Origin of the sequence: Wohlfahrtiimonas populi, assembly GCF_002006795.1 — a bacterium.
In the GTDB taxonomy this organism is placed as follows: Bacteria; Pseudomonadota; Gammaproteobacteria; order Cardiobacteriales; family Wohlfahrtiimonadaceae; genus Wohlfahrtiimonas; species Wohlfahrtiimonas populi.
In genome coordinates, this window is sequence record NZ_MVDN01000005.1 from 189071 (window position 1) to 199268 (window position 10198).

8 protein-coding genes and 2 pseudogenes are annotated in these 10198 nt (G+C 39.1%); 3 read left to right on the top strand and 7 right to left on the bottom strand.

What is annotated here, in order from left to right; all coding sequences use genetic code 11:
- Positions 1-4: 4 nt before the first annotated feature.
- The 5 genes and pseudogenes from BZK16_RS07850 to BZK16_RS14995 all read right to left on the bottom strand — a co-directional run.
- Positions 5-1108: a 2-aminoethylphosphonate--pyruvate transaminase gene (locus tag BZK16_RS07850; protein WP_077928344.1), complete on the bottom strand. Its 1104-nt coding sequence runs from the start codon at positions 1106-1108 to the stop codon at positions 5-7.
- Positions 1109-1116: 8 nt separating this feature from the next.
- Complete coding sequence (locus BZK16_RS07855) at positions 1117-2847, bottom strand: putative 2-aminoethylphosphonate ABC transporter permease subunit (protein WP_233145232.1); 1731 nt, start codon at positions 2845-2847, stop codon at positions 1117-1119.
- Positions 2848-2856: 9 nt separating this feature from the next.
- Positions 2857-4011: a putative 2-aminoethylphosphonate ABC transporter ATP-binding protein gene (locus BZK16_RS07860; protein ID WP_077928345.1), complete on the bottom strand. Its 1155-nt coding sequence runs from the start codon at positions 4009-4011 to the stop codon at positions 2857-2859.
- A 37-nt stretch (positions 4012-4048) separates the two neighbouring features.
- Positions 4049-4513 (bottom strand): annotated as a pseudogene (locus BZK16_RS14990) (extracellular solute-binding protein); the annotation flags it as partial.
- Between the two features lie 30 nt (positions 4514-4543).
- Positions 4544-5401, bottom strand: a pseudogene (locus tag BZK16_RS14995) (extracellular solute-binding protein); the annotation flags it as partial.
- A gap of 140 nt (positions 5402-5541) precedes the next feature.
- On the opposite strand from BZK16_RS14995, the gene BZK16_RS07870 reads away from it, so the two are divergent.
- Positions 5542-6018, top strand: a complete 477-nt coding sequence (locus BZK16_RS07870; RefSeq protein WP_269845023.1) for an FAD-dependent oxidoreductase — start codon at positions 5542-5544, stop codon at positions 6016-6018.
- Positions 6015-7100, top strand: coding sequence for a TIGR03364 family FAD-dependent oxidoreductase (locus BZK16_RS07875; RefSeq protein ID WP_233145234.1), 1086 nt, complete (start codon positions 6015-6017; stop codon positions 7098-7100). Before BZK16_RS07870 ends, BZK16_RS07875 begins: the two co-directional genes overlap by 4 nt.
- Before the next feature lie 82 nt (positions 7101-7182).
- Here BZK16_RS07875 and BZK16_RS07880 read toward each other — a convergent pair whose 3' ends face one another.
- The gene (locus BZK16_RS07880; protein ID WP_077928348.1) at positions 7183-7794 is read right to left on the bottom strand and encodes a superoxide dismutase; all 612 of its coding nucleotides are present in this window, start codon (positions 7792-7794) and stop codon (positions 7183-7185) included.
- Between the two features lie 107 nt (positions 7795-7901).
- Positions 7902-8438, bottom strand: a complete 537-nt coding sequence (locus BZK16_RS07885; RefSeq protein ID WP_077928349.1) for an RDD family protein — start codon at positions 8436-8438, stop codon at positions 7902-7904.
- A gap of 122 nt (positions 8439-8560) precedes the next feature.
- Here BZK16_RS07885 and BZK16_RS07890 point away from each other — a divergent pair, with 122 nt between their 5' ends.
- Positions 8561-10192, top strand: coding sequence for a L,D-transpeptidase family protein (locus tag BZK16_RS07890; protein WP_456300692.1), 1632 nt, complete (start codon positions 8561-8563; stop codon positions 10190-10192).
- The last annotated feature ends 6 nt before the right edge of the window (positions 10193-10198 follow it).

Genomic DNA, 10198 nt, shown 5'->3' on the forward strand with positions numbered 1-10198 from the left:
AGATTTATTTAACAACAGCCATTTGTTCTAAAACGTATTTCATACTCGCAACCACTTGGCGCATCTCTTTGTGGTTGATTGCACCAATGCAGCCCACGCGGAAAGTTTCGATTTCGGTCAATTTGCCTGGATATAAGATAAAGCCTTCCTCTTTCACTGCGTTATAGAAAGATTTGAAATCATATTGGTCATATTTAGGCGCTAAGAATGTCACGATGATTGGTGTAATATTTTCTTCATCTAAAAAAGGTTCTAAGCCAATTTTTGCTAAACCACTCACAAGAGTTTTACAGTTATCTTTATAGCGCGCCAATCTTGCAGGTTGCCCACCTTTTTCTTCAAATTGATCTAAAGCTTCTGCCAAGGCAGCCACAACATGTGTTGGTGGAGTAAAGCGCCATTGACCAGTTTTTTCCATATATTGGTATTGATCATATAGATCTAAAGATAAGGATTGGCTGTTACCTTGCATGCTTTCCAAAATCGCTTTGCGAATGAAAATAAAGCCCATGCCTGGAACACTTTCCAAGCATTTGCCACTTGCAGAAATTAATGCATCAAATTGAATTTCTCTTGTAGAAATAGGCAGAGCGCCAAATGAACTCATGGCATCAATGATTAAGCCAACATTGAACTCTTTACAGATATCACTGATTTCTTTCAATGGATTCAAAACACCAGCGCCAGTTTCACAATGAATTAAGCCAACATGTGTAATGGAAGCATCATTGATTAACGCTTTTTTCAATGCTTCAGGTGAAACAGGCTCTCTTTCATTGAATGATAACAATGTTGCTTTACGTCCCATTTTATTGGTGAGTGTTGCCATGCGCTTACAATAAGCACCATTGTCTAAGACTAATAAATGACCATTCGGTGGCAATACGCTGTTAATAGCGGCTTCCACAGAAAATGTTCCACTGCCTTGCATCGGCACGACAACATAATCATCATGACCATGAATGATGGAGAGTAATTGAGAGCGGATTCTTTTAGTGATTTGGTTAAAATCAGCATCCCATGAACCCCAATCTTTTAACATTGCTTTTTTTGTGCGCAGTGTTGTTGTTAATGGCCCTGGGGTTAATAAGATTTGGTCGCGATCCATGCTAGCTCCTAGTGATTAGCCCAACGATGCGTTGAGCGTTTGATCCAAAGTTCAATAAAGTAATAAATAGAGATGACAACTAGAGAAACACCAGTGATCATTACAGCCATTGCTGTTGCACCACCAACATCTCCAGCATCATCTAAGTTCAAAATGGCAACGGCAGCGAGTTCTGTTTCAGGTGAATATAAGAAGATCACGGCTGAAATCGTTGTCATCGCATTGATGAAGAAGTAGCGAGAAATATCCAATAACGTTGGCAAGCTGATTGGCAATGTCACGCGCCACATTGTTTTGTAAAAAGGAACCTTGAGGGATTGAGACACAGCTTCAAATTCCCAATCGATGGATTTTAGGGTTGAAGTCATTGTCATGTGGCTTGTGGTGTAGAAATGCACCACAGTACATAGGATCAAGATCAACATTGAATGATAGAGGAAGTTGAAAGGATTGCTTGGGCTATTAAAGAAGAAGATATAACCTAAACCTAAAACTAATCCCGGAATTGCTACAGGCAATGTTGCCATTAAACGAATGGCTAATTTAATTTTGTTAAAGCCTTTGGTTTTTTCGAGCATATAGCCATTTAAGAATACTAATGCTGTGCCAATGACGGTTGTGCCAAGTGCTAATGTTAAGCTGTTTAATAACGTTTTACCTAAACCGCTGCCAAACAATGCTGATTCATAATTCAACAAACTGAGTTTCAAGTTATATGGCCAGAAACTGACGAATGATGCATAAACTGCCATCAATAACATTGCTAACATTAAGCAGGAAATCACGATGACATAAGCATTCATCGCTAAATCAAATTTCATATTCTTTTTAGGTGAAAAACGAACAGAGCGAGCTGACAATGTTGAAATCTGCTTTTTACGCACATGATGTTCCACCGTAAATGTAAGTAGAGCAGGGATTAACAATAACAATGCAACAGCCGCGCCTTGTTGGAAATTTTGCTGGCCGATGATCATACGGAATAAATCTGTGGCTAATACATCAAAGTTACCACCAACAATTTTCGGAATACCAAAATCTGTGATCACTAATGTGAAAGAAACCATGCCCGCAGAAACTAAGCCATATTTAACGCTTGGCAATGTAATCGTGATGAATTTACGGAATTTACTTGTGCCTAAAGTATCTGCTGCTTCATATAAACGCTGATCCGCCAATGTTAATGCAGTGACTAAGATCATCAATACATGTGGAAATATGGCAAAGATTTCTGCCAAGATAATGCCAGGTGCGCCATAGATGGAGCTGAATCCTAAAGCGTTCCAAAAGGCTTTAGCTGCACCTTGGTTGCCAAACCAATAGATGATCGAAATGGCTGATAACAATGATGGTGCTAATAAAGGCAACAGGGCGATTGAGCGATAAATGCCTTTGAATCGTAAATAGCTGCGAGTTAAAGCATAAGCAAATGTGAATGCTAGTGGAATCACGATCATCGTTACGACAATTGAAACCCAAATGCTGTTCCATAAGCTTCTGAGGATAGAAGGTGATTTCAAATATTCAAAGAGCGCAGAAATGCCTGTGTGTTCACTTAACGTATTATTAACGAATAACTGGCTTAAGATTGCGCTCAATGGTGCTACTAAAAAGAGCACAAAAAAGATGAGAGATATGATTAAAACAGAACCAATGATGATCTTCTCAATGGGCCAACTTTTGGATTTAGGCTGAATCATCTGTGTTGTAGATTTTGCCTGTAAGGTAGAACTAGACATATTGGTTCCTTAAGATGCAAAAACATTGATGCGTTCCGGTCTGAAAGCGAAAGGTAAGGATTTACCTAGCTCAATTCCTAAGTCATACACTTGATTTAAGGAAAATTGTAAGCGGATGGATTGCTTTGCAAACGTTGGTACTTCCAATTCTGCTAAACAAGTACCACCTAAAAATTCAATGTCTTTGATGATGCCAGTGAATTGTTTTGCTGAATCATTGTGATCAAATTCAACTTTACGATCTTCAGGGCGGAGATATAAGCGAACTTTTTCGCCTTTAGGATGAGAAGGAACATCTGGCGCATGAATGATTTCATCGCCACAACGATAGTAATGATCACCTTCTGATAAAGCATCTAGTTGATTAATTTTACCCACGAAGTCCGCCACAAATGGATTAGCAGGATGATGATAAACTTCCAATGGCGTGCCAACTTGTTCAATCACACCATGATTCATAATCACAACGCGATCAGCAATTGCCAATGCTTCTTCTTGATCGTGTGTGACCATAATGGTTGTGATGCCGAGTTGCTTTTGTAAACGGCACAATTCTTCGCGTAGATGAATGCGCACAGTTGCATCAAGTGCTGATAAAGGCTCATCCAATAATAATAGGTTGGGTGATGTTGCTAAAGCACGAGCCAATGCAACACGTTGCTGTTGCCCACCCGATAGTTGGCTTGGGTATTTCTTGCCGCTATCTGGTAATCCAATCAAATGTAACAATGCATTGATTTTTTGTTCAATCGCATCTTTCTGATTTTTTTGATTCACTAAACCATAAGCGATGTTATCGCTCACAGTGAGATTGGGGAAAAGAGCATAGGATTGGAAAACAATCCCATAATCTCTTTTCGCAGGTGGCAAGTTGGAAATCTCTTGCCCTTTTTGAAAGATCTGGCCAGATGTCTGTTCTTCAAGTCCAGCAATAATGCGCAGCAATGTTGTTTTACCACAACCAGAAGGGCCTAAAAAACAGATAAATTCACCAGATTCAATGGCTAAATTGNCAGCAATAATGCGCAGCAATGTTGTTTTACCACAACCAGAAGGGCCTAAAAAACAGATAAATTCACCAGATTCAATGGCTAAATTGATCTCTTTTAATGCGGTAAAATGTCCAAAACGTTTATTGATAGCATTCAGCTCAAGAAATGACATACTGGCTGATCTCCTTAGTAACTAATGAAAAATATGATTAAGATTTAGGTTCTGATTTTTTAGAGTAGCGAGTGCTCCACTCTGACAAAATGCGTGAACGATCTTTTGCTGCAGTATCGAAATCCATATCAATCAATAATTCTGCATAGTTAGCAGGCACATATTCCAATTTAGTTGCTGTCCCTGGAACACTTGTTAAAGCATAGTTTTTGCCATATAAGGCCATTGCTTTATCGCTAGAGGCCCAATCTGCTAATACTTTTGCTGCTGCTAAGTTTTTAGTGCCTTTATGAATCGCAAATGATTCAACATCCCAACCTAAACCTTCACTTGGGAATACTAAATCGATTGGAGCGCCTTTATCTTTGTTAGTATTGCCACGGTATTCAAAGGAAATGCCCATCACATATTCACCTGTTGCAGCCATGTTGCATGGCTTAGAGCCTGAATGAGTGTATTGTGCGATGTTGTTATGGAGTTTATCCATATACTGCCAGCCACCGCCTTNACTTGTTAAAGCATAGTTTTTGCCATATAAGGCCATTGCTTTATCGCTAGAGGCCCAATCTGCTAATACTTTTGCTGCTGCTAAGTTTTTAGTGCCTTTATGAATCGCAAATGATTCAACATCCCAACCTAAACCTTCACTTGGGAATACTAAATCGATTGGAGCGCCTTTATCTTTGTTAGTATTGCCACGGTATTCAAAGGAAATGCCCATCACATATTCACCTGTTGCAGCCATGTTGCATGGCTTAGAGCCTGAATGAGTGTATTGTGCGATGTTGTTATGGAGTTTATCCATATACTGCCAGCCACCGCCTTTACCTTGTTCATCGCCCCACATTTGTAACCAGCTCACAACATCGTAGTAACCAGTACCCGATGATGTTGGATCAGGCATTACGATCTGGCCTTGGTAAATAGGATTCAATAAATCATTCCAGCTTGTTGGTTTTGGTAAACCACGTTTTTCTGCTTCTACAGTGTTAAAGCAGATCACTGCGCCAGAGATTTGATGACCCCACCATTCTGGTACAGCATCTTTATCTTTGTATTTTGGATCAATTTTAGCGATGTTTGCAGGTGCATAAGGCTCTAACATGCCTTCTAATTCCAATGCGCCTAAACCTGTAATCGCAACACCCCAAATCACATCAGCTTTTGGATTATTCTTTTCTGCCAACAATTTAGAAACCACAACACCAGTGGAATCACGCACGATGCGCAGTTTAATTTCAGGATGATCTTGGTTGAATGCTTTTTCTAATTCTTTTAATTGATCTGTTTCGATTGCTGAATATACTGTTAATTCTTGTTTTTGTGCATATGCTGAGCCTAAAGTACTGATTAATGCAACTGTCAAAGCTGTTGATTTGAATAATTTCATGGAATTTTTCCTTAGGGAATGAATAAAAATCCATTGAAATATAACGTTTAAATATGACAAAAATATGAAATGCAAAATATTGTTAATTTGTAAGGATTTGTCATATTGCTGACACAATCGGCTTCTAGAATGGCGCCATTTTGATCAAGATATGGGTAGCGATAATGAAATATGACATAGCCATTGTGGGCGCTGGCATCATCGGTTTGAGTCATGCGTATGCAGCAGCAAAGCGTGGGTTGAAAGTTTTAGTATGTGAACGTACAGATCAACCATTGGGCGCATCGATTCGTAACTTTGGTTTTGGCGTAGTCACAGGGCAAAGGGAAGGTGAGATGCTTGATCTTGCGAATCAAAGTCGTCATATTTGGGGCGAATGGGTTGATCATGCCAATATCAATGCAAAAAGAAATGGCTCATTATTAATTGCTCGTAACCAATTGGAAGCAGCAGTTTTAGAATCGTTTGTAGAGAATAAGGTAAAGCAATATGGTTATGAATGTGAATTGCTCAGCGAGAAAGAAATTGAGTCGATGTACGGTGGGCAATTCTCTCGTTATTCCACAATTTTGCATGGCAAGAATGATCAAGTGGTTTTNCTGGCATCATCGGTTTGAGTCATGCGTATGCAGCAGCAAAGCGTGGGTTGAAAGTTTTAGTATGTGAACGTACAGATCAACCATTGGGCGCATCGATTCGTAACTTTGGTTTTGGCGTAGTCACAGGGCAAAGGGAAGGTGAGATGCTTGATCTTGCGAATCAAAGTCGTCATATTTGGGGCGAATGGGTTGATCATGCCAATATCAATGCAAAAAGAAATGGCTCATTATTAATTGCTCGTAACCAATTGGAAGCAGCAGTTTTAGAATCGTTTGTAGAGAATAAGGTAAAGCAATATGGTTATGAATGTGAATTGCTCAGCGAGAAAGAAATTGAGTCGATGTACGGTGGGCAATTCTCTCGTTATTCCACAATTTTGCATGGCAAGAATGATCAAGTGGTTTTCTCTCGCGAAGCTTTACCGCAATTGATTAATTATTTATCTTTTTTGCCAAATGTCACAATGAAATTTGGAACGCTGGTGAAGGATATCGATGTTGATCAAGGTAAGTTAAGCACAACAGCAGGGAATTTCGATGCAGAGCACATTTTTGTGTGTTCTGGCCACGATTATCAAACATTACTTGCAGATGAGATCCAGCAATTAAACCCTATGGTTTGTCGTTTACAGATGTTGCGAGTGAAACCTGCTAAAGAATTTCCATTACAGCATGCTCTGTTCACAGGCTTGAGCTGTACGCATTATGACGCATTTAGAGATTTGCCTGAAACAGAAATTTTAAGATTAGCAATGGAAAGCGATTATCCTGAATTTGTGAAACATGGTATTCATCTATTGATCACGCCAACACCTTATGGTGAATTGATCATTGGTGATTCTCATGAATACTCACAATTTCCGCGTCCATTCAGTAGTGAAGCCATTGATAAAATTTTGTTGATGTTGGCAGAAGAAACATTAGGATTAAAATTAGATGTAATTGAGCGATGGGCTGGAGAATATGGCTCCAAAGGTTCTGAACCTTATTCAATCATCAAGGCAGGGAAGTTTGCAACAGCTGTGTTGATGCGCACAGGATTAGGCATGAGCGTAGGGCCAGCTTTGGGTGAAAATGTGATTGCGAAAATTTATGATTAATAGAGAAATTTTAACGTACAAAAAAGCCCAATATTACTATTGGGCTCTTGCATGTTTGAATGTTAAATAACTAATTCAATAATTATTTAGCAGCCAAGAAACGCTTGTTTACTTCGTTCCAGTTAACTACGTTCCAGAATGCTTTGATGTAGTCAGGGCGAACGTTGCTATATTTTTTATAGTAAGCGTGTTCCCAAACGTCCAATGCTAATACTGGAGTTTTGCCAACCATTAAAGGTGAATCTTGGTTTGCTGTAGACATGATTTCGATAGAACCATCTTTGTTTACTGCTAACCATGCCCAACCTGAACCGAAACGGCTAGTTGCTGCCGCTGCAAATTTTTCTTTGAATGCATCAAAGCTACCGAAAGTTGCATCGATTGCTGCTTTGATTTCGCCAACAGGTTCGCCACCCGCGTTAGGTGCCATGATTTCCCAGAACAAAGCATGGTTAGCATGGCCGCCACCATTATTTTGTACAGCTGTACGGATGTCAGCAGGAATTTTTTCCATATCAGCGATTAAATCTTCGATAGATTTTTCTGCTAATTCTGGATATTTTTCGATTGCTGCATTTAAGTTGTTTACATATGTATTGTGATGCTTGTCATGATGCAAATGCATTGTTTCTGTATCAATGTGTGGTTCAAGCGCATCGTGTGCATAAGGTAAATCAGGTAATTTAAAAGCCATGATTAAATCTCCAATTAAATGAACTTTGGTGGGTATTCCGAGTTTTGTAGTGTAGCAGTTAATGCATGACTAAACAAAAAATGGAACTAGGTAGATATATAGTGTAGTCACTTTTTCGATTTTTCAACCTTTGGTAACTGAACTATTCTTGTTTGTGTTAATAAATCAACAAGAGAAGTGCGCCTTTTGGTGAAAGTTTGGCACATACCAAATAGTGAAATTAATGCCAATCCTAAAGGAATAATGGCTTGAACGGTAAAGTTCAGAGCAAAAGCTGTGTTGAAGCCAACAGCTATCAATGTGAGAGATAGAATCAATAAAACAGCACGTGTTGCACTTTGTTTGGATGATAAAGGTGTGCCTGATAAGTTCACAATGCGAAGTTTCCAGCTACGCATTCCTAAAGTTTGCCCGCCCTTGTACCAAAAGTATGTATAAAATAATATTGGTGTTAAAATCGCTGTGGTAGAGATCATAAATGGATAAAGAGGATTACCAGGCTCGATAGCGACGCCATTATTGAAGGGCAACCAAATTAAAGCGGCGAGCATCATTAGCGGGATGATTAAGAATAAGTCATAGACAAAGGCTAGAATTCGTTTAATGGCCGTAGCTTTGGCTGTGGTAATTGATTGTTTTGACATTGTTAATAACCGTTAAACATGAAATGCGCGTATAATAACATGCTTCATCAGGGGCTATCTTTTAGAATGTGGATATTATGAAAAGAACTATATTATTCTGTGTATTGGCGTTAACGTCACCAATGGTATTGGCTAACAGTGTAGAAGCTGTATCAGCAAATATCTCTCAAAATATTGTTAAAAATTTAACGCAGCAGAGTAAAGTCGCGTTGCGCGCAAATAAAGGCGATGTGGATCGTTTTTATGCTGACTTTTACGCGGCTAATCCAACGCAATCATTTGCTTGGTTGGATGATGGCAAAATAACATCACGTTCTAAAGAAGTTTTATCGTTGTTAGAAAAAAGTCATTATAAGGGGTTGTTTCCAAAGAATTATCACGTTGGAAAGATTAATGAATTAGTTGCTTCAGATCTTGCAAATGTAGAGGATCAGCAGCTCTTAGATTTGTTAATGACGGATGCAGCATTGAGTTATTTGCGTGATTTGTCAGTTGGGCAACCTGAATTGATTGTTGTAGAGCAAAAGAACTGGCTATTGCCAAGAGATAAGTTTGACAGTGTTGCCCAGCTGAATGGCTTATTGAGTGCTTCAGATTTGGCTGCACAAGTTGCAACAGTAGAACCAAAACATGAACAATATCATTTGTTATTAGATAGCTTAGCTAAAGTTTTGGATAGCGAAGCTTCTGATGAGGTGGAAACCACAATGGCTGTGGGCGGTAAAATGTCATTGAATGATCAGAACGATAAAGTTTTATTGTTGAATAATCGATTGATTGAATTAGGCTATTTGGATTCTGCGAAAAAAGATCAAAAATTGTTTGATTCAGAAACCAAAAAAGCGGTGCAGGCATTTCAAAATGAACATTTGTTAGAGCCAGATGGTGTTGTGGGTGCAAGAACACAAAAAGAATTGAATAAAACTAAGCAAGATCGTGCAACGCAGTTGATTACAAATATTGAAAGATGGCGCTGGATGCCAAAAGATTTGGGTCAGCATTATTTGGTNTGGCGCTGGATGCCAAAAGATTTGGGTCAGCATTATTTGGTAGTAGATATCCCAAGCTTTGAGTATTACGTTGTGAAGGATGGCGTAGAAACAGTACGCGCTAAGACAATCGTGGGCATGGCTCAGCGCTCAACGCCAGTATTCATGGCGCCAATGAATCACATTGTGTTTGCACCTTATTGGAATGTACCACGTTCTATGGCTGTGAAAGATAAGTTGCCACAGTTGAAGAAAGATCCTGAACGCTTAGCACGTTCAAAAATTCGTATCTTAGATAAGAATGGTAATGAAATTGATCCAAGTATGGTGGATTGGTCACAATACAATGCTAATAACTTCCCATATCGCTTGCGCCAAGATCCAGGTACTTATAATGCGTTGGGTAAAGTGAAATTTATGTTCCCTAATGAACATGCGATTTATTTGCACGATACGCCACAAAAAAGTTTATTTGGCAAAACAGAGCGTACATTCAGCTCTGGTTGTATTCGTATCGAGAACCCAGTTCAGTTGGCTGAGTACTTCTTGAAAGATCAGGATTGGAAAGTCGATCGCATTCAGAAAGCTTATGATGGTAGCAAAGAGCAAACTGTACGTTTAAAAGAAGATATGCGTTTTCCTGTGTACACAATTTACATGACAACCGCTGTAGATGCGAACGGGAAGACTGTTTATCGCTCTGATATTTACGATAGAGATGGTGCGATGCAAACTAAAATTGCTAAATTATCGCTCAACCCGTAAAAAAAA

Coding starts and splice junctions, on each gene's coding strand:
- BZK16_RS07850 (WP_077928344.1), bottom strand. CDS start 1,108: ATGGATCGCGACCAAATCTTATTAACCCCAGGGCCATTAACAACAACA.
- BZK16_RS07855 (WP_233145232.1), bottom strand. CDS start 2,847: ATGTCTAGTTCTACCTTACAGGCAAAATCTACAACACAGATGATTCAG.
- BZK16_RS07880 (WP_077928348.1), bottom strand. CDS start 7,794: ATGGCTTTTAAATTACCTGATTTACCTTATGCACACGATGCGCTTGAA.
- BZK16_RS07885 (WP_077928349.1), bottom strand. CDS start 8,438: ATGTCAAAACAATCAATTACCACAGCCAAAGCTACGGCCATTAAACGA.